Source organism: Xylophilus sp. PBN-3R, assembly GCF_057747805.1.
Window position 1 is genome coordinate 4,379,025 of record NZ_CM173225.1, and the last position, 18,125, is coordinate 4,397,149.

The following is an 18,125-nucleotide window of genomic DNA, read 5'->3' on the forward strand; positions in this document are numbered from 1 at the left end:
GTGATGACCCGAATGTGACGGGCTAACATCGGCGGTTTCGCCGCGCCTTCCTGCGGCACCTGTCCTTCACCTCCCAGCACGCCGCCGAGCCCGACCGAACATGAGCGCTTTCAACGAGGAAACCGTCCTCTCCGTCCACCACTGGACCGACCGACTCTTCACCTTCACCACCACCCGCGACACCTCGCTGCGGTTCTCCAACGGTCACTTCACGATGATCGGCCTGCGGGTGAACGACAAGCCGCTGCTGCGTGCGTACAGCATCGCCAGCGCAAACTACGAAGAACATCTCGAATTCCTGAGCATCAAGGTCGACGACGGCCCGCTGACCTCGCGCCTGCAGCACATCAAGGTGGGCGACCCCATCATCGTCGGCCGCAAGCCCACCGGCACCCTGCTGTGCGACTACCTGCTGCCGGGCAAGCGCCTGTACCTGCTGGGCACCGGCACCGGCCTGGCGCCCTTCCTGTCGATCATCCGCGACCCCGAGACCTACGAACGTTTCGAGCAGGTGGTGCTGGTGCACGGCGTGCGCCAGGTCGACGAACTCGCCTATCACGACATGGTCACCGAGCATTTGCCGAACCATGAGTTCCTGGGCGAGATGGTGCAGAAGCAGTTGCTCTACTACCCCACCGTCACCCGCGAGAGCTACCGCAACATGGGACGCATCACCGAGTTGATGGAAAGCGGAAAGATCTACGCCGACCTGGGCGTGCCCGCGCTGAACGTCGCCGAAGACCGCGTGATGATGTGCGGCAGCCCGGCCATGCTGGTCGACCTGAAACACATGCTGGAAGCGCGTGGATTCAAGGAAGGCAACACTTCCACACCGGGCGATTTCGTCGTCGAACGGGCTTTTGCCGAAAAGTAGGGCGCCTCGGCTTCTCGGGCCGCGGCGCGGCCGGCTTCCTGTCTCAAACCTGGTGCTCTGCCTGCTCGGACAAGGCCTGGGCGCAGCCGGCGGAATACAGCAGGACCGCCGACGAGAAATAGATCCACATCAGCACCACCACCAGCGAGCCGGCGGCGCCGTAGGCCGACACCACGGCCGCGGTGGACAGGTAATACGCCATCACGTGTTTGCCCACGGCGAACAGGGCCGCGCCCACGCAGGCGCCAACCACCAGGTACCGCAGCCGCGGTTTCGCGCCGCCAGAAAGCCGCATCAGGCCGGTGAACAGCAGCACCGAAAAAACCACCGACACCGCCTCGTTGCCCACTCGCAGCAGCGGTGCCAGCAGATGCCATTGCGAGGCCCAGGTCTCGACCGCGCGAAAGACCGTGGTGACCACCAGCGAAGCCAGCAGCAATACCCCCAGCGCCAGGATGTAGACGACACCGCGCAGCCGCCGCCAGCCGGTGCGCCACCAGGCCGAAGGAGGCGGGGTGCGGCCTTGCATCCAGATGCTTTCGAAGGCCGATTCGAGCTCGGCGAACACACCCGTCGCACCGGACAGCAGCAAGCCGGCCGCGAAGGCCGAGGCCCAGGCGCCGCTGGTCGGCTGGCGGGCGCTTTCCATGGCCTGGCGTATCACTTCAGCGCCCTTCTCGCCGACGACGTCCTGCGCCTGCGCGACCAGCGTGCTTTCCAGCAGGGAACGGTCCAGCCACCAGCCCAGGCCGGCGACGATCAGCACCAGCAGCGGTGCCAGGCTCAGCATGCCGTAGAACGACATGGCAGCGCTCATGCGCAGGCCTTCTGCATCGATCCACAGCATGGCCGCGCGCCACAGCGGCAACACCACCGCACGCACCGGCCACCAGAGGATGCGCACCAGCAGAAACGCCCGCTCGGCAAAACCGGGCGGGCGTGAGGGAAGCGGTGGTTTGTGGGGCGTGGACACGTCGGACATGCCGCATGGTGTCACGCCCGGAGGTCGCACCCCGTTGCGGGATGAAACCCGCGCGAGATCAGTAGCGGCTGGACGAGTACGTGCCTTGCGGTTCGGACACCGGCCGGTAGTACGGATCGTGTGCTGCCACGGTCGAATAGGTGGCTGCCTGGCCCAGGCGGAATCCGCTGCCTTCGGTGGTGACACGTTCCCCCACCGGCACCGCCTGTGTGTGGTTGTAGGTGCGCACCGAGCCGTCGTCCATGCGCACGCGGATCTGGTAAGTGGTCGTCGTGCGGGTGCGTTTCTCGACCGTGTTGCCCAGGTAGGCACCGCCGCCGGCACCCAGCAGGGTAGCTGCGGTGCGGCCGCCGCCATGGCCGACCTGATTGCCCAGCACGGCGCCCAGCACACCGCCGGCGACGGCACCCAGGCCGCTGGCCGGAGCGGCTTCCTGGATCGGAGTCACCGACTCGACCCGGCCGCAATTGCCGCAGACCGGTGCACGTGCCACGGCATGGCTGGGCTGCCCGCTGCCGTAGCTGCCGGTGTAGCCGTTCGAAGCCGGCTTCGCCGCCGTCACGACCGGCTTGGAAACTACTTTGGGTGCCACCGGGGCCGTCACGACCGGAGCCGTCGGAACGGCCGATGCGGCGGTGGTCGTGGTCGTCTTTTCGGACAGCACGTCCTCGCGCGTGAGCGCCTGAACCTGTCCGGTGGAAGCGCCGGCAAGGGCCTGCGGTGCGGCGCCGTCGTTGCCATGCACGTTCTGCCAGAGCAACGTGCCGCCCAATGCGGCGACCGCCACACCCAGCACACCGACCGCCGCCCATAGCGGACGATTGGCAGGCGTGGAACCAGTGGTGCCCGGAGGCGGCGCGCCGACGGGAGCATGGGCGTTTTTCTGGCCGGGGGAGTTGTCGAAGACGGGGTCCATGGGAGTTGTCCTTTCAGTCGGAAGCGCTATGCCTGAAAACACAACGCAGCGATGAAGGCAACGGTACACAGCGCGAACAAAGTCGCTGTATAGATTTTGTAAGTCCAGGTAATCCCTGTCAGGCGATTTTTGATGCAGCAACGCGGCCTTCCGGCACCGACACGCGGTGAACGCGTTCGGATATGCGCTGCCTCCACGGCGACGGCAATGCGGGATGCAGACCCTGCCTGCCACCGATGTGAAAAGATCGCGTCCCGGGTCGCGCCGCTGGAAGAGAGGGAAGTCTTCCCGGCCTTGCTGCAATTGCTGGCGCGCACCGGACGGTGCACAGGTCGTGCCACCTGAAAAGCCGCCCTTTAGGACGGCAGCTTCAAGACCGCGCGACCGGCCTGGCCCGACCAGCCGATCGGCGGACAACGGCGGCAGATCCAGTACCAGCCACCAGGCCGGAGACGTCGGGCTCCAGCAATCCCCAGGCGCGCATGAAGAACCGGCGCATGCCCGCGAACGGGCGGTCGCTGCCGGCGTGGCGGCGCAGGCGGGTCAGCAACTTGAGTTTGTCGGCATCGCTGAACCGGCCTTCCTGCAGCGCCAGCGCCAGGGTTTCCAGCTCGTCGTAGTCGTTCCAGCGCAGGCGGAGCAATTCGGTGCGGTTCAGGCCCAGCACGGATTCGGCCGCCTTCACCGCACGCCGGGCCCGCATGGAACTGCCACGGGCGACCAGCCAGACCTCCTGGGTTTCGCCGATCACCTTCCAGGCAAAAAGCCGTTCGGGTTCGTCCAGGTAGGGGTCGGGCAGATCGGCCCGCTCGGCCGCCAGCCAGCGCACCAGCGCTGCCTCGTTCGAGGTGGCCGGGTCGGGACAGAGCGCCGCGGCCAGCCGGGCGCGTTCGCCGGGTTCGCCCGGCAGCGTTGCCGGCAGCGGCGGCGACACCAGCTTGCAGCCGGCCAGACCGAAGGTGTCGCCCTTGTAGACCTGGTTGCACACCTGGCAGCTGAAGGTGTAGTTGTCGTAGCAATAGGCCAGCCACCAATAGCCGCTCTTGGGGCGGAAATGCTCCACATCACCATGCGCCACCACCGCGGTGTCGGCTTCGCAATAGGCGCACTTGCCGGACGATTCGACCTTCAGCTGCGCCTTGGCTCGCGGCCAAAGCTGGCGGGCCTTGGGTTTGAAATCGACCGTGCCGGCGCCTTCGTACCAATAGGCCATCAACCGTTGCAGCTTGGCCTGCAGCGCCGGGCCGGTGAACCCGTCCAGCTGCTGCGGCAGGCGGGTGCGGACCAGCCGGATCATTCGGCCGCTCCCAGCCGCCGTGCGGTCGCCCGGAGCTTGCGGGCCGACACCGCCGGCGCCGGGCCCGCCTGGTCCATCGCCTGGCGGATGGATGCCAGCAACGCGGTCTGTTCCCTGGCGTAGTGCGGCACCGCATCCCAGCGCGGCGTGGCCTTCAGCAGTTGCCGGCCGGCGCGCAAGCGCTTCTGTTCGGCCGGATCGAGCGTGGACTTGCGGTCCAGCAGTTCACGCACCTCGTCACGCGCCTGTTCGGTTTCCACCGAGTCCATCGAGGCCAGCCCGAACATCGGACTCATCAGCAACTGGTGCAGCATCATTTTGCGGGGCTCGCCGACGAAGGCCTGCAGCGCCGGCCGGCCTTTCTCGCCTTGCCGCCGCAGCACGAACACCTCGCCCACGCCGCTTTGCTGGGCCGTCAGCGCCGAATGGGTGGTGGCGATGAACTGGAAATTCGGCAAGGTGGCCGACAGGAATTCCACCAGCCGGCGCCGCCACACCGGATGCAGGTGCAGGTCGAGTTCGTCGACCAGCAGGACACCCCGCGTGGCCAGGGGGTCGCGGCGGTCCGGAAACGCCTCGGTGATGCGGTACAGCAGGTCGCCGCACCAGGCCGCCATGCTCTGGTAACCCTCCGACAGGCCGGCCAGCGGCACCTCGCCGTCGACCGTGGAGAAGACCATCTGCCGCGTCTGGCGGTCGACCCGAAGGAAAGCCACACCGGGCAGCAGCAGATCCAGCGCCTTGCGCATCGCCGCCAGGGCGGTTTCGCCGCGGCGCCAGTCCAGGTCGATCGCCCATTGCTCCAGCGAGATCAGCGGCGCGGTGGTGGAAAACATGCTGGCCATGCCCTGCGCGCGTGCCGAGCGCACCCGCGGGTCGCGGAAGGCGGCCTGCGCGCCGCCACCCGGCAGGCGCCGGGAGGCACCGTAGCCCAGGGTGAAATATTGCCGGTCTGCGTGGGCGATGGCGGCATCCAGCGCGGCCAGCGACACCCGGTTGCGGTCGAACAGCTGGCGGATGCCTTCACCGCGATGGATGACCAGCACGATGTCGCGTGTCTCGCCACTGGCCGTCACCAGAGTGCCCTGGATGATGCATTGCGCGGCGCCGTTGCGTATCCAGGCGTCGGGTTCGCCCAGCAGGTCCGGCAGCGCCTCGCTGCCGGCCAGCAACAACGCGATGGACCGCAGAACCGAACTCTTGCCGCAGCCGTTCTCGCCCAGCAGCAGCGTCCAGCGCCGCGCTGCGCCGTCGGCCGCGGTGAAGTCCAGGGCCAGTGTTTCCACCGAGCGGACGTTGTGCAATGCGATGCGCCGGAGAAACATGGGAGGCCTGTGGGTGGTGGACAACCGGCCAATGTGCCTGCGGGAGCGGCCCCCGGCCGGCGTTTGATCCGGTTTGCGCCATACCGTATTCAGATTGCTCAGTCTGCAAACGAGCTATCGACCACCAGTCCGGCGTCTCAGTCCTCGAACGACTCCACCTTCACCGGCAACTCCGGCGCCACCCAGCGGTAGCCTTTTCCCAGGGCATTGCGGTCGGTGGTGTCGCCGGTCCAGCGGATGTTGAGCAGGTCGGCCATGGCCCACGCCGCCCAGTCGGCGCGGAAAGGCCGCTGGCCGGTGCCTGCCGGATAGGGCTCGGCGGGGCTGTTGCGCCAGATCAGCGCGGGGATGCGATAACCCGACGCGGTGCTGGGACTGTGGCCGGCATGGTTGCCGCCGTGGCCCACTTCCTGGCCGTGGTCGGACAGGTACATCCAGGCCCGGTAATCCTGCGGACGGCCGATCTGCCGGGTCAGCCGCAGCGTCTCGGCCACCACCGAGTCGTGGTACAGCAGGGCCGCGTCGTATTCCTGCCGGAACTTGCGCACCCAGGCCGACCGGCCCTGTTGCTGCAGGTTCGCCTCCACGCCGTCCGGCTGGTCGTCGAAGGGGTTGGCGTCCACCGGAAACCGCAGGCTGTAGTGCGGATGGGCGCCCATCAGGTGCACCACGATCAGCTTGCGTTCGGCCGGCTCTTCCAGGGCTTCCTGGATGCAGTCCAGCAGCTCGCCGTCCAGCGACATGCCGGAGCGCCCGGGCACGCGGTTGATCATCTCCACCACGTCGGCCATCTGCGCATGCTGCTGCTCGATGGCGACGTCGTCGTGGTTGCTCATCCACCAGGTCTTGTAGCCCGCTGCCCGCGCCAGGGCCAGCAGGTGCTGCGCACGGCCTGAATCCGGCTCGCCGAAGGCGAACATGTTGCGCAGCGACGGCAGGGTGCTGGCGTCCACCGACCAGGCGTTGCGCAACACCAGCAGGTCGTCGCCCAGTTGTGCACGGTGCGCCACCAGCTGGGGTGTGGTGGCGCGCTGGTAGCCGTACAGGCTCATGTTGTCGCGGTTGACGCTGTCGGTGATGACCAGCACCAGTGTCGAAGGCCCGTCCTGGGTGATGAGCGGATGCACCGCGCGTGCACGTTCCATCGCGGCACTGCGCTGCAACTGCTGGTCGGCCCAGCCAGCGCGCAGGGTGTCGATCTGGCGGCTCCAGCCCGACCAGAAGATCGCCGGATGCAGCCGCCGCGCCGACTTGCTGACATAGGCCACGCTGCTCAGCAGCATCAGTACGCACAGTGCCGCCACCCACCCGCGCGACCAGGCAGCCGGCTGCCGCGCGCCCCGTGCCGCGAATCGCGCCGCCATCGCGCCGGCACCCACCACGGCGGCCAGCCAGAGCAATACCACCCGCCAGTGCATCGACAGGTATTCGGTACTTTCGCGCGGATTGGTATTGGCCGTGGCCGACATCACCAGCGAGCTGTCGGGTGCGGCCTGATAGGCGTCCAGCAGATAGGCGCGGGCGGCCCCGTCGACCACGAAGGCCATCGACCACAGCCACACCGTCACCGTGCGCAGCCGGTGCACGCCGGCGCTGCGCACCGGCCAGGCCAGCCAGGCCAGCGGCGGCAGGGCCAGGGCCATCAGTTGGACGATGCGCCGGCCGTCGTGGCCGAGGGCGACCAGCGTCAGCACCGAGGCGGCGACAGCGGCGCAGGCCAGCAAGGTCCTGCGCTGCGGGCCGGGCGGCAGAAATTGGAGTCGATGGTTCATGGGCGGCCGGATTCTGGCAGGACGGCGATTGACCCCATGGTTCAAAATCCGGCCCCGATGAACCCGCTACCCGTTCTGTATTCCTTCCGCCGCTGCCCCTATGCCATGCGGGCGCGGCTGGCCGTCAGGGCATCGGGCGTCGCGGTCGCACTGCGCGAGGTGGTGCTGCGCGACAAGCCCGCAGAACTGATCGCCGTATCACCCAAGGCCACCGTGCCGGTGCTGCAGCTGCCGGACGGCGCGGTGCTGGAACAAAGCATCGACATCATGCGTTGGGCCCTTGCGCTGCACGATCCGCAGGGCTGGTGTCGCGACGACGAACAGGCCGAAGTGCAGGCGCTGATCGATCTCAACGACGGTCCTTTCAAGCAGTCGCTCGACCGCTACAAATACGCCTCCCGCCATCCCGAAAAAACCGCCGAGGCGTGGCGCGACCAGGCCGTCGAACAACTGTTGTCGCAGCTCGAAACCCGGCTGTCGCGCAGGCGTTTCCTGCTGCGCGACACACCCTCGCTGGCCGACATGGCGCTGCTGCCCTTCGTGCGCCAGTTCGCCGGCGTGGACGAAGCCTGGTTCGACCGCTGCGCGCTGCCCCGGCTGCGCGACTGGAAACACCAGCTCACCGCCACGCCGCTGTTCGATTCGGTCATGCACAAGTACGACGCCTGGCAGGCCGGCGACTCCGAACTGGTCTTCTGACCGGTCAGCGGCGAAAATCCCGGCGATGCAGCAACACAGCTCCTTCTATCGTTTCGTGCCGCTGGCCGACCCGACCGCCGCGGCCGACACCCTGCGCGCCCTGGCCCGCGGCCTGCGCGGCAGCATCGTGGTCGCACACGAAGGCGTCAGCGGCACGGTGGCGGGCGATGCCGCGGCGGTGGATGTGTTCCAGGCCGCCCTGCAGACCGACGCGGTGCTGGGCGGCGCCCTGCGCGGCATGGCCTTCAAACGCAGCGCCTGCATCACCGAACCCTTCGGCCGGCTGAAGGTGGGCGTCAAACCCGAGATCGTGGCGCTGGGCTTTCCCGGCGACGCCGAGGCCGGCCCGCCGGACGAACACGACGCCAGCCATCTTTCGCCGCAAGCCTGGCGCGAACTGCTGGCGCGGCAGGACGTGGTGCTGCTCGACAACCGCAACCATTTCGAATATCGCCTCGGCCATTTCAAGGGTGCGGTCGACCCCGGCGTACACAACTTCCGGGACTTCGTCGCCTATGTGCAGGAGCAGGCACCCGCCTGGCGTGAGGCCGGCCGGCCGGTGGCCATGTATTGCACCGGAGGCATCCGCTGCGACAAGACCGCGCCGTGGCTGCGCAGCCTGGGGCTGGACGTGAAGCAGCTCGAGGGCGGCATCCTCAACTACTTCCAGAGCCTGCCCGACGCCGGGCTTGAATGGTCCGGGGAGTGTTTCGTGTTCGACAACCGCATCGCCCTCGACACGCAATTGCAGGAAACGCCCACCACCGCCGAACAGGTCTACGACCCGGCCCATCCCGACGAAGCCTGGCGCCTGCAACGCGCCCGCCGGCTCGAGGATTCCGGCACCTGAAGGCGGCGCACCGTGGCCCGCCCCGCAGCTGCGTGGACCCCTCCCCTGCGCGAAGGCGTCAGCGCCAGCCGGGTGTCGGTGCAGGCCGGCCCCTTCCCCACCGTGCTGCCGTTTCTGCTGGCGCGATTTCCGCATATCCACGACTGGCCAGCACGGCTGGCGGCCGGCGAAGTGCACGACACCCACGGCCACACGGTGCAGGCCGACACCGCCTGCGCGCAGGGCATGGTGCTCTGGTACTGGCGCAACCCGCCGCCCGAAACCCGGGTGCCGTTCGAGGTCGAACTGCTGCACCAGGACGAACACCTGGTGGTGGTCGACAAGCCGCACTTTCTTTCGACCCAGCCCGGTGGCCGCCACCTGCATGAAACCGTGCTGGTGCGCCTCAAACAACAACTGCGCATCGACACCCTGGTGCCGATGCACAGGCTGGACCGCGACACCGCCGGCGTGCTGGCCTTCGTGGTGCGACCTGCCGACCGCCATGCCTACCATTCGCTGCTGCGCGACCGGCAGGTCCACAAGGTGTACGAAGCGATCGCGCCGTGGTCTGCCGACCTGGCATTGCCGACGGTCTACCGCAGCCGCCTCGAAGAGCCGGCCGGCCACAACTTCATGCAGATGCAGGCGGTGCCGGGCGAGCCCAACGCCGAGACCCGCATCGACCTGATCGGCAGGATCGGCACGGCGGATGCCGACCTGGCCCATTACCGGCTCACGCCGCTGACCGGCCGCAAGCACCAGCTGCGCGCCCACATGAGCGCCCTGGGCGTGCCCATCGTCGGCGACCGGGTATATCCGCGGCTGCAGCCCGAGCCGGCACCGGGTGCACCGCCCGACTATTCGCAGCCGCTGCAGCTGCTGTCGCGCGAATTCGGATTCGTCGATCCGCTGAACGGGCGGCACAGGCTTTTCGTCAGCCAACGCCGCCTGTCGCTGCCGCCCTGACCAGGCACCGCTGGCACGCTTCTCGCACCGCTTCCCGGGTTCTGCATTCTTTCGAAGGCCCCCCGTGATCCGCACCCTGAACCCGACCCGCCGCCAGACCCTCGCCGCAGCCCTTTTCGGCGGCACCGGCCTGAGCCTTTCCCTCACCGGCCACAGCGCCTTCGCCCAGGCCTACCCCGCGCATCCCATCAAGATCACCGTCGGCTACCCGCCGGCCGGCGCCACCGACATCCTGGCGCGGCTCATCGGCCAGAAACTTTCCGACAGGCTCGGCCAGACGGTCGTCATCGACAACCGCCCCGGCGCCGGCAGCACCCTGGGCCTGGAAGTGGCCGCCCGGGCCGCACCGGACGGCTACAACGCGCTCATCAGCGCCGTCACCACCCAGGCCATCGCCAGCACCCTGTACCCCAACGCCAAAGCCGACCTGGCCCGCGACTTCGTTCCGGTCAGCCTGATCAGCAACGCGCCGCACATGCTGATCGTCAACAACGATGTGCCGGCGAAAACGATGCCCGAATTCGTCGCCTGGCTGAAGGCGAAAAGCGGCGACGTCAACTTCGCGTCGCAGGGCACCGGCACGCTGTCGCACCTCGAATCCGAACTGCTGTGCAACAACCTGGGCGTGAAGGCCACCCACATCGCCTACAAGGGCAGCTCGCTGGCCGTCACCGACCTGCTGTCGGGCGCGGTGTCCTTCATGTTCGACAGCGTGGCCGCATCGACCCCGCTGGTGCGCGCCGGCAAGGTGCGGGCACTGGCCGTGGCATCGTCGAGCCGGGTGCCGTCCCTGCCCGACCTGCCCACCGTGGGCCAGGCCGGCATGCCCGGTTACGAGGCCGACAACTGGTTCGGCCTGTACATGCCCAAGGGCACGCCGCCCGAAGCCGTCGCGCTGCTGGCCCGCACCGTCGCCGAGATCCTGAAAGACCCGGCCACCGTCGAAAGCCTGGTGCAGAAGGGCTACATCGTCACCCCCGGCGACGGCGCCAGGCTGGCCCCGCTGGTGGCGTCCGACAAGGCCCGCTGGGACAAGGTCATCAAGGCCGCCGGCGTCACGCTGTGATGCCACGCAGGCCCCTAAGATCCGGACCTGCAAAAAATAGCCGCGAAGAGACACAGACATGCACTGGAACCTGCCCTACCCCTCCGGCCGTCAGCCGGTGCTGGCCCGCAACCTGGTATCGACCTCGCAACCGCTGGCATCGCAGGCCGGTGCCGCAGCGTTCGCCAGGGGCGGCAACGCCATCGACGCAGCGCTGGCCGCGGCCATCTGCCTGACGGTGGTCGAACCCACCATGAACGGCATCGGCGGCGACGCCTTCGCGCTGGTGTGGGACGGAGACGAACTGCACGGCCTCAACGCCTCCGGCCGCGCGCCGAAAGCCTGGGGCGAAGACAGCTTCACCCGCAAGTTCGCCGGTCTGCACCAGATGCCGCGCAACGGCTGGGACACCGTCACCACACCCGGCGGCGTGGCCGCCTGGCTGGCGCTGTCGGAACGCTTCGGCGCGCTGCCTTTCGAAGACCTTTTCACCGATGCCATCCGCCATGCGCGCGACGGTTTCCCGGTCAGCCCGGTCATCGCGCGGCAGTGGCGACTGGCGGCCGTCGAGCTGGGCAGCCACCCCGGTTTCAGCGCTTTCATGCCCAGGGGCCGCGCACCCACCGTCGGCGAAACCTGGCGTTTCGGCGACCAGGCCGACACCCTGCAGGACATCGCCCGCAGCCGCACCGATTCGTTCTACAAGGGCCGGCTGGCGCAGTCCATGGCCGACTTCGCCGAGGCCCACGGCGCCGGCCTGTCGCTGGAAGACCTGGCCGCCCACCAGGTCGAATGGGTCGAACCCATCTCGATGGATTTCGGCGACCGCACGGTGCACGAGATCCCGCCCAACGGCCAGGGCCTGGCCGCCTTGATGGCGCTCGGCCTGCTGGAAAACCTGCCGTATCGCGAAGCCAAACCGGGCTCTGCCGCACGCATGCACCTGGAAATCGAAGCCATGCGGATGGCTTTCTCCGACCTGTATGCCCACGTGGCCGACCCCGCGCACATGCAGGTGACCGCGGCCCAGCTGCTCGACAAGGCCTACCTGCGCGAACGCGCCCGCGGAATCGACCCCACAAGACCCGGCGCCTATCCCGCGGGCCAGCCGGCCAGCGGCGGCACCGTCTACCTGTGCGCGGCCGATGCGCAGGGCCGCATGGTGTCGTTCATCCAGAGCAACTTCAAGGGTTTCGGATCGGGTGTGGTGGTGCCCGGCACCGGCATCGCGCTGCACAACCGCGGCATGGGTTTCGTCACCACCGCCGGCCATCCCAACCAGGTGGCGGGCGGCAAACGGCCGATGCACAGCATCATCCCGGCCTTCATGACCCGCAATGGCAAACCGCACATGGCCTTCGGTGTGATGGGCGGCAACATGCAGGCGCAAGGGCATCTGCAGATGACGGTGCGCGAGTCGGTCGACGACCTCAACCCGCAGGCCTGTTCCGACGCGCCGCGCTGGCGCATCAACGACGTCGGTGCGCTGACGCTGGAACACACGGTGCCGGCCGCCGTGGTCGAAGGCCTGCGCGCCATGGGCCACCAGCCCGAGATCGCGCCGACCGACAGCCTGGACTTCGGCAGCGCCCAGCTGATCCGCCGGCTGGACCGGGCCGAAGGCGAACCGGTCAGCTACGTGGCCGGTTCGGACCACCGGCGGGACGGGCAGGCGGTGGGCTGCTGAATTCCGCCGCCGGCCTTGCGCCAGGTCAGCCGGCCGCGCCGAACCTCGCCGCCAGGGTCAGCGGCCCGGCGGTCATCGCGAAGTAGTCGTAGGCCTGCGGCAGCGGGCTGGCCCACAGGTATTGCTGGTGGATCTGGTGCAGGTTCATGCGAGGCACCTGGCGCGGGCCTGGCGCCATCATGGCGGCGAAACCGGGGCTGCGCATCTGCGGATGGCCGGCCCGGGGAACCGTCAGGCCGGCGGCGTCGAAGGGGTCGACACCCGGGAATGCGTAGTCGTCCAGCGGATCGGAAAAGTCCACCCAGCACAGCCCTTCGCACTGCGCCAGCGCCGCCAGTTCGTCGCGGAACCCCCGGGCCGACGGCAGGTTGGACATCAGCGGCAGGCAATGGCCCAGCGTCAGCAGGCCCAGCGCCGGCCCGTGCTGCGCCAGTTGCGGGTCCAGCCGCAGGGCGCGGGCCAGCACCGACGCCGCCATGATGGTGCCCAGGCTGTGGCCGACCACCAGCACCTCGTCGTCGCGGTTCTGCTGCACCCGGCGTACCAGGCTGGCTGCCATGGCATCGAGCCGGGCTTCCAGCTCCGGTACTGGGCTGCGGCCCATGCGCCCGACGAACGCATAACTGCGCAGCACCCACTGGGTGTGCCAGTAACGCCGCGCCCAATAGGCCCAGACCAGTGCCGCGACCGTCAGCAGCGCGGTGGTCGCCACGGGCAGTACCAGCGGGCTGCCGGAGCGCCAGGCCTGCACCGATGCGCCGACCGCCGCCAGCAACGCAGCCGCGCCGGGCAGCATCAGCACCAGCAACATGAAAGGCGCGAACAGGGTGATGAAGGGCGCCCAGCCCTGGCCGTAGATCTTGCGGAAGGCGCCGCTGACCAGGTACTGCCACGACGTCGCCAAGAGGTCCTTTATCTGCAGCCAGTGGCCCGGCCACCAATAGGCGCGAATGATGGCGTCCCAGCGGGGGAAGGCGTAGTCGGTCTGGACCGGTTCGCCGGCATGCGGCGCCGGCCGGTAGTCGACCTTCCAGGCCATGGTCTCGGGATCGCCCTGGACCCGTTTGCGCGGCCCGACGTCGACCGAAGCGTCGCCCCAGGCCGACTGCTGCCGTGCGCCGTCCACGTACAACCGGTGATACCTCGACGGCCCGTTGGGGTCGAAACCACTGACGTAGAAGACGTGCCGGCGACGCACGGTGCCCGATGAAACCAAGGGAAGGATCGCTTTCCTGGGACAGTCACAAGATGCTGGAGCAGGCATCTTAAGGCGACACACACAGGCGACAAAAAGCCCGGCCCGGCGCGGGGGTCAAGCGCTGGACACGCGTCCTTATTTCGACTCTGCGTGGACCAGCCGTGCCTCGCGCCCGCAGGCCAGCGCCGCCAGCCCCAGCAGCAGCGCCGCCACGCCGTAGAGCCAGGCCGAAGACAGCACCGGCAAGGCGACACCCGCCACCAGCGGCCCGGTGCCCGCGCCGATGTCGCGCCAGATCGACCGCGCCGCCAGCGCCTGAACCCGCGCCGGCCCGGGGTATCGCCGCGCCACGATGGGCGGCACCAGCGGCAACTGCAGCGCCCGCAGCACCACGATGCAGACGGCGCAACTCCACAGCAGCCCCGCACCGAAACCCAGCAGCGCCACCGATGTCAGCAGCGACATCCACACCAGCAACCGCTCCGCCCCGAAACGGTCGGCCATGTGGCCGCCCACCGGGCTCAGCACGATTTCGGCGCCGTAGCGCAGGGCCAGCAGCAGGCCGGCGGCCAGCACCGCGCCGCCCGGCATCAGGTCCTTGCCGAGGTAGGTCAGGCCGATGATGAACAACCCGTCGAGCGTGAAACCCTCGAGGAACGACCAGGTGTCCAGCGCGCCCGGCAGGCGCAGCCGGCGCCGCGCGGCAGGCGGCGCCGCTTCCACCGTGCGCGGCAGCCGGCGCGCTGCCGCCAGTCCGCTCAAGGCCACGACCACCAGCACCCAGAAAATGGCCCGCGGCCCCCACAGCTGCGCCAGCAAGGCGCCCGCCGGCAAGGCCAGCAGCGGCCCGGCGGCGATGTAGGCGCGTGACCGCCCCGCCCTTGCCGCCGCGCCCTGGGGCAGCGAAGTCGACAGCGCCTGCGTCACCAGGTTGAGCGCCGCAAAACACAAACCCCACAGCAGCCGCAAGGGCAGCAGCGCCCAGAAACCGGACAGCGTGGCGTAACCCAGCGCACAGACCGCCGAAGCCGCCACCGCCAGCAGGCAGGTCGCCCGGTCGCCGTGCCGGCCGTAGAAACGCACCACCCAGCCGTAGCCGGCGATGCGCACCAGCCGGTTGGCGGCCAGCAGCAGGCCGACCTGCGGCAGCGTCACACCGAAGTCGTCGCTGAACATCGGCAGCAACAAATACAGCACGACGTCGCAGGGCAGCGTGGTGCCGAGTGACAGGGCGGCATTGCGGGAATCGCGGTCGGCGGTGGCAAGAGACATCCGGCCGATGGTGCGCCGCCACCGACCCGCCTGACAAACGACATTAACCACCGCCCACGCGTGCAAAAATCGCACACATGCCCGTGAGTCCAGATCAAGCCGGAACCGGCCCGGCCGACGCTTCCGCCCCGGCGGACCGCCTGCCGCCGCTCAACGCCGTGCGTGCATTCGTGGCCGCCGCCCGGCACCAGAGCTTCACCCGTGCGGCCATCGAACTGCACGTCACCCACAGCGCCATCAGCCGGCAGGTGAAAAGCCTGGAAACCCACCTGGGCCAGGCGCTGTTCGAACGCCGTGTCCGCCAAGTGACGCTGACGCCCGCCGGCCAGGCTTTTTTCAGCGAAGCCGCCGCCGCGCTGGCGCAGATCGCGAACGCCGCCGCATCGCTGAAACAGGCCACCGCCCCGCGTGCGGTGCGCATCAACGTGCGCCCGTCGTTCGCGGTGCGCTGGCTGATACCGCGCCTGCCGGACTTCGTGGCGCAGCACCCCGGCATCGAACCGAGGGTGGAAACCAGCACCGCCCAGCCCGCCAACGCCGTCGACAGCTTCGACATCGCCATTCGGCGCGGCCTGCAGGGCTGGCCGCCGTCCATCCAGGTGCAGCCCTTCATGACCGACGAAGCCCTGCTGGTCGGCGCACCGGCCCTGCTGGCCGAACACCCGGTGACGACACCCCGTGCGCTGACAAGCCATGTGCTGATGTCGGCCCGCACGCGGAACGGCGACTGGGACGACTGGCAACGCCAGGCCGGCGTGGCGCGGCTGAAACCCGCGGGGCGGCTGATGTTCGACCACCACCATCTGGTGCTGCAGGCGGCGGTCGACGGGCTGGGGCTGGTGGTCGCGCCCGTATCGCTGGTGCGGCACGACCTGGCGTCCGGCCGGCTGGCGGCCGTGCTGCCGGAGATCCGGGTGCCGCTGGACGGCAACTACTACGGACTGGCGCCGGGGGCGGGCGCGGAGGCGCTGGTGTTTGCGGAGTGGCTGGTGCGGCAGGGTTAGGCAGCGGCACGGGACACGGCGGCATCCGCCAGCAACCAGTCTTCGGCGCGGGCGAAGGAGCTGGGTTCGCCCAGTTCGCGCAGGCCCACGTCGGCCACCCAGCCGATGCGGTCGAGCAGGCGCTGGAGCAGGTTGACGCGGGTCTGCAGGTCTTCGGTTTCCTGGTCGGCGGGGAGCAGCTGGCGGGAGACGTCCAAGGCGAGTGCGGCGAGGGAGCCGACCTCGCGCAACAGGCCGCAGGCGTGGGCGACGTTGGCGGCGGTGAGGCCAGGGAGAGAGGCGATATCCAGTGCGGGGAAAGCCTTGACGGGGCGCTGCTTTTTCATGCCGGTCTCCTGATCGTTCGACGGGTTCCGAGAGGGAAGACCGCCGTCACTTCTAAGGGGGAAGTGGCGGCGGCTCGAACGGGTTGGCGTACCGTGTGTCTTGCGAGTTCCGGCAGGGCGCGAGCCCTCCCATCCGAGCCGCCTAAAACGGTTCGAACAGGAAAAAGCCGCAACCCAACGGTCATCGGTGTGCGGCTTTCACCGCAAAACACAACGGGACGCCAATCCCGGTCGCGCTGGTGGGCGCGACGGGGGAAATGTAGTTCAGAGGAGTTGGACGGGCAAATGCGTCTTCAGACGCCTCAGCCCGCGGAGACAGTAGTCAGCGCCACACCACCACGCAATCGCTCCACAACAGTTGCCCTCATGCGTTCAGGAACTGATTCCAGCAGCGCAGGCCATTCCGCCCGCGCTTGTTTGACCAAGGACTTGGCGGCTCTTAAATGATTAGGGATGCGCGCCACGTTTGCCTTTGCCAGCAGCGATTCCAAATCGGGCCAGCCAAAAGCGCGCAGACGCTGGTCGATTGCCCGATTGATCCCGTAATCCGCCGGCCCTACGTCGTCGAACAAAGCGGTCACACAAACCGGGTCATACAAGGGCGCCAGCACAGGATGTCTTCCATCCGGATACATCAACGCCCAGTTCTTCAAATGCGCGTCGGTATTCCCCATCAGGATGAATGCCACAAACCGTCCGATGAATTCCCGCACATCCGCCACCCGGTTGGCCGACAGAACATCTATCGCCTGCAGCATCCGGGCGTAGTCGTTCATCAGGTCACGGCCGTATTTGTGGCGCGATTCATAGCCCAGCACCTGGGCAAACTCTTCCATGTGAATCCGTTGCCCATCCGGCCCGCGATCAAACCGCTGCACGGCCAATATCTCCTCGAACGGCACGGCCTCGGGTAACTCGGCATCGGCCCGGCTGATGATCCGGGCCTTGGCGCAGTTCAGGCCCAGCGCCTCGCAGAGCCGATAACCGGTGTATTCATTGGCGACGAGATCGGGATGCCGTGCGGTGGGAAGTTTGAGGATGAACGAGCCGGCCGCGCCATGCTTCTTCACTACATAACGCCGGCCGTTATAAACAGCCGAGAACTTGGTGACGACGCCCGGCAGCGATGCCGCGTCTTCCACCGGGAACTCCACAAACCCTGGTTCCAGCACATCCAGCCCGAGGGCGGTGTGCCAATGGCGAACCGCGTCGGGTATGCCTTCCTGCGGAGGCACCGGCTCGACCTCCAGCGCACCCATCAGGTCGTGCCCCGCTGCGGCCAGCAACTCGAATTCGTCGCCGGGGCTGCAATGGCGTTGCGCGGCCAGGCGGTCGCGGTTGTGGCCTTCGGGCAGCAGGTTCTCGAAGTACACCGGCCAGCGCCCATCGGTGCGCACCAGGCGCTGATCCCGGGTCGACTGCAGGATGGCGCGGGTGTCTGCTTCGTTCGCGCCTCGATAGTTCAGCGACAACGTGGGTCGCTGTTCGTCCTGGATGTAGTCGGCGTCGAACGAGGCGCGGAGGATGTCGCCGTATTGGGACAGGTAACCGATGGCGCGCCGGCTGCGGTCCGGCAGGTGCAGATAGAGGCGCAGGTACTTGATGGAGGTGCTCACCGGCTGGACCGTGAGGACAAGGTATCGACGATGGAAAGCGGGGCGGAGACTCCGGGCGGCTGGCCCAGTACCCGGCCACCGGCTTGCAGGAAAGCCGCCACTTCGGCCTGGAGTGAACTAGGCACCAGCATCAACTCCATGCCGAGTGCGCGCGCCATTTCTACGACGCTGGACAGCTTGGGGTCGACGATGCCGGCTTCGGCGCGATTCACCGACATGCGGGTGAGTCCGGCGGCTTGCGCCAAGTCTTCCTGTGTACGTTGGGCGGCTTTGCGAACCTGCGTTAGCTCTTCGATGATGCTCATTGAAGTGCT

General features: G+C 68.2%; 17 protein-coding genes. 7 read left to right on the forward strand and 10 right to left on the reverse strand.

From position 1 onward, the window contains the following. Positions 1 to 100 precede the first annotated feature (100 nt). Entirely contained in the window at positions 101 to 874 is a 774-nt protein-coding gene (locus tag AC3ANW_RS20870; protein ID WP_488342739.1) for a ferredoxin--NADP reductase, read from the forward strand. Positions 875 to 917: 43 nt separating this feature from the next. Here the strand turns inward: AC3ANW_RS20870 and AC3ANW_RS20875 are convergent, their stop codons facing one another. The 5 genes from AC3ANW_RS20875 to AC3ANW_RS20895 all read right to left on the reverse strand — a co-directional run bounded on the left by AC3ANW_RS20875 (position 918) and on the right by AC3ANW_RS20895 (position 7,166). Next, positions 918 to 1,856 carry a YihY/virulence factor BrkB family protein gene (locus AC3ANW_RS20875; protein ID WP_488342740.1) on the reverse strand — a complete coding sequence of 313 codons (939 nt, stop codon included), beginning with the start codon at positions 1,854 to 1,856 and terminating at the stop codon, positions 918 to 920. 58 nt (positions 1,857 to 1,914) lie between these two features. Next, positions 1,915 to 2,772 (reverse strand): outer membrane lipoprotein, encoded by an 858-nt coding sequence (locus tag AC3ANW_RS20880; protein ID WP_488342741.1) that lies wholly within the window; start codon positions 2,770 to 2,772, stop codon positions 1,915 to 1,917. A 370-nt stretch (positions 2,773 to 3,142) separates the two neighbouring features. Further along, positions 3,143 to 4,069, reverse strand: coding sequence for an HNH endonuclease family protein (locus tag AC3ANW_RS20885; RefSeq protein ID WP_488342742.1), 927 nt, complete (start codon positions 4,067 to 4,069; stop codon positions 3,143 to 3,145). Then, entirely contained in the window at positions 4,066 to 5,394 is a 1,329-nt protein-coding gene (locus AC3ANW_RS20890; RefSeq protein WP_488342743.1) for an AAA family ATPase, read from the reverse strand. Before AC3ANW_RS20890 ends, AC3ANW_RS20885 begins: the two co-directional genes overlap by 4 nt. Positions 5,395 to 5,531: 137 nt before the next feature. Then, positions 5,532 to 7,166, reverse strand: coding sequence for a sulfatase-like hydrolase/transferase (locus AC3ANW_RS20895; RefSeq protein ID WP_488342744.1), 1,635 nt, complete (start codon positions 7,164 to 7,166; stop codon positions 5,532 to 5,534). Between the two features lie 57 nt (positions 7,167 to 7,223). Here AC3ANW_RS20895 and AC3ANW_RS20900 point away from each other — a divergent pair, with 57 nt between their 5' ends. The 5 genes from AC3ANW_RS20900 (at position 7,224) to AC3ANW_RS20920 (ending at position 12,395) form a co-directional block, all read left to right on the forward strand. Beyond that, positions 7,224 to 7,865, forward strand: coding sequence for a glutathione S-transferase (locus AC3ANW_RS20900; protein WP_488342745.1), 642 nt, complete (start codon positions 7,224 to 7,226; stop codon positions 7,863 to 7,865). 25 nt (positions 7,866 to 7,890) lie between these two features. After that, on the forward strand, positions 7,891 to 8,715 hold the full coding sequence (trhO, locus tag AC3ANW_RS20905) for an oxygen-dependent tRNA uridine(34) hydroxylase TrhO (RefSeq protein WP_488342746.1): 825 nt from the start codon (positions 7,891 to 7,893) through the stop codon (positions 8,713 to 8,715). Between the two features lie 12 nt (positions 8,716 to 8,727). Next, positions 8,728 to 9,663 (forward strand): pseudouridine synthase, encoded by a 936-nt coding sequence (locus tag AC3ANW_RS20910; protein WP_488342747.1) that lies wholly within the window; start codon positions 8,728 to 8,730, stop codon positions 9,661 to 9,663. Positions 9,664 to 9,727: 64 nt separating this feature from the next. After that, positions 9,728 to 10,729, forward strand: coding sequence for a Bug family tripartite tricarboxylate transporter substrate binding protein (locus AC3ANW_RS20915; RefSeq protein WP_488342748.1), 1,002 nt, complete (start codon positions 9,728 to 9,730; stop codon positions 10,727 to 10,729). Between the two features lie 58 nt (positions 10,730 to 10,787). After that, the gene (locus AC3ANW_RS20920; RefSeq protein ID WP_488342749.1) at positions 10,788 to 12,395 is read left to right on the forward strand and encodes a gamma-glutamyltransferase family protein; all 1,608 of its coding nucleotides are present in this window, start codon (positions 10,788 to 10,790) and stop codon (positions 12,393 to 12,395) included. A gap of 25 nt (positions 12,396 to 12,420) precedes the next feature. Here AC3ANW_RS20920 and AC3ANW_RS20925 read toward each other — a convergent pair whose 3' ends face one another. Together AC3ANW_RS20925 and AC3ANW_RS20930 are read right to left on the reverse strand one after the other, a co-directional pair. After that, the gene (locus AC3ANW_RS20925; RefSeq protein WP_488342750.1) at positions 12,421 to 13,611 is read right to left on the reverse strand and encodes a hypothetical protein; all 1,191 of its coding nucleotides are present in this window, start codon (positions 13,609 to 13,611) and stop codon (positions 12,421 to 12,423) included. A gap of 117 nt (positions 13,612 to 13,728) precedes the next feature. Continuing rightward, complete coding sequence (locus AC3ANW_RS20930) at positions 13,729 to 14,865, reverse strand: MFS transporter (RefSeq protein ID WP_488342751.1); 1,137 nt, start codon at positions 14,863 to 14,865, stop codon at positions 13,729 to 13,731. Between the two features lie 77 nt (positions 14,866 to 14,942). Here AC3ANW_RS20930 and AC3ANW_RS20935 point away from each other — a divergent pair, with 77 nt between their 5' ends. Further along, the gene (locus AC3ANW_RS20935) at positions 14,943 to 15,869 is read left to right on the forward strand and encodes a LysR substrate-binding domain-containing protein (protein WP_488342752.1); all 927 of its coding nucleotides are present in this window, start codon (positions 14,943 to 14,945) and stop codon (positions 15,867 to 15,869) included. Here AC3ANW_RS20935 and AC3ANW_RS20940 read toward each other — a convergent pair. The 3 genes from AC3ANW_RS20940 to AC3ANW_RS20950 form a co-directional block, all read right to left on the reverse strand. Beyond that, complete coding sequence (locus AC3ANW_RS20940; protein ID WP_488342753.1) at positions 15,866 to 16,195, reverse strand: hypothetical protein; 330 nt, start codon at positions 16,193 to 16,195, stop codon at positions 15,866 to 15,868. The two genes, AC3ANW_RS20935 and AC3ANW_RS20940, sit on opposite strands and share 4 nt — an antisense overlap. 302 nt (positions 16,196 to 16,497) lie before the next feature. Beyond that, positions 16,498 to 17,811 carry a type II toxin-antitoxin system HipA family toxin gene (locus AC3ANW_RS20945; RefSeq protein ID WP_488342754.1) on the reverse strand — a complete coding sequence of 438 codons (1,314 nt, stop codon included), beginning with the start codon at positions 17,809 to 17,811 and terminating at the stop codon, positions 16,498 to 16,500. Then, positions 17,808 to 18,116: a helix-turn-helix domain-containing protein gene (locus AC3ANW_RS20950; protein ID WP_488342755.1), complete on the reverse strand. Its 309-nt coding sequence runs from the start codon at positions 18,114 to 18,116 to the stop codon at positions 17,808 to 17,810. Before AC3ANW_RS20950 ends, AC3ANW_RS20945 begins: the two co-directional genes overlap by 4 nt. Between the last annotated feature and the right edge of the window lie 9 nt (positions 18,117 to 18,125).

What these genes read in the sequence shown, in the direction of transcription:
- AC3ANW_RS20930 (WP_488342751.1), bottom strand. Translation starts at nt 14,865, where the DNA reads ATGTCTCTTGCCACCGCCGACCGCGATTCCCGCAATGCCGCCCTGTCA.
- AC3ANW_RS20950 (WP_488342755.1), bottom strand. Translation starts at nt 18,116, where the DNA reads ATGAGCATCATCGAAGAGCTAACGCAGGTTCGCAAAGCCGCCCAACGT.
- AC3ANW_RS20885 (WP_488342742.1), bottom strand. Translation starts at nt 4,069, where the DNA reads ATGATCCGGCTGGTCCGCACCCGCCTGCCGCAGCAGCTGGACGGGTTC.
- AC3ANW_RS20880 (WP_488342741.1), bottom strand. Translation starts at nt 2,772, where the DNA reads ATGGACCCCGTCTTCGACAACTCCCCCGGCCAGAAAAACGCCCATGCT.
- AC3ANW_RS20890 (WP_488342743.1), bottom strand. Translation starts at nt 5,394, where the DNA reads ATGTTTCTCCGGCGCATCGCATTGCACAACGTCCGCTCGGTGGAAACA.
- trhO (WP_488342746.1), top strand. Translation starts at nt 7,891, where the DNA reads ATGCAGCAACACAGCTCCTTCTATCGTTTCGTGCCGCTGGCCGACCCG.
- AC3ANW_RS20940 (WP_488342753.1), bottom strand. Translation starts at nt 16,195, where the DNA reads ATGAAAAAGCAGCGCCCCGTCAAGGCTTTCCCCGCACTGGATATCGCC.
- AC3ANW_RS20875 (WP_488342740.1), bottom strand. Translation starts at nt 1,856, where the DNA reads ATGTCCGACGTGTCCACGCCCCACAAACCACCGCTTCCCTCACGCCCG.
- AC3ANW_RS20935 (WP_488342752.1), top strand. Translation starts at nt 14,943, where the DNA reads ATGCCCGTGAGTCCAGATCAAGCCGGAACCGGCCCGGCCGACGCTTCC.
- AC3ANW_RS20870 (WP_488342739.1), top strand. Translation starts at nt 101, where the DNA reads ATGAGCGCTTTCAACGAGGAAACCGTCCTCTCCGTCCACCACTGGACC.
- AC3ANW_RS20895 (WP_488342744.1), bottom strand. Translation starts at nt 7,166, where the DNA reads ATGAACCATCGACTCCAATTTCTGCCGCCCGGCCCGCAGCGCAGGACC.
- AC3ANW_RS20920 (WP_488342749.1), top strand. Translation starts at nt 10,788, where the DNA reads ATGCACTGGAACCTGCCCTACCCCTCCGGCCGTCAGCCGGTGCTGGCC.
- AC3ANW_RS20900 (WP_488342745.1), top strand. Translation starts at nt 7,224, where the DNA reads ATGAACCCGCTACCCGTTCTGTATTCCTTCCGCCGCTGCCCCTATGCC.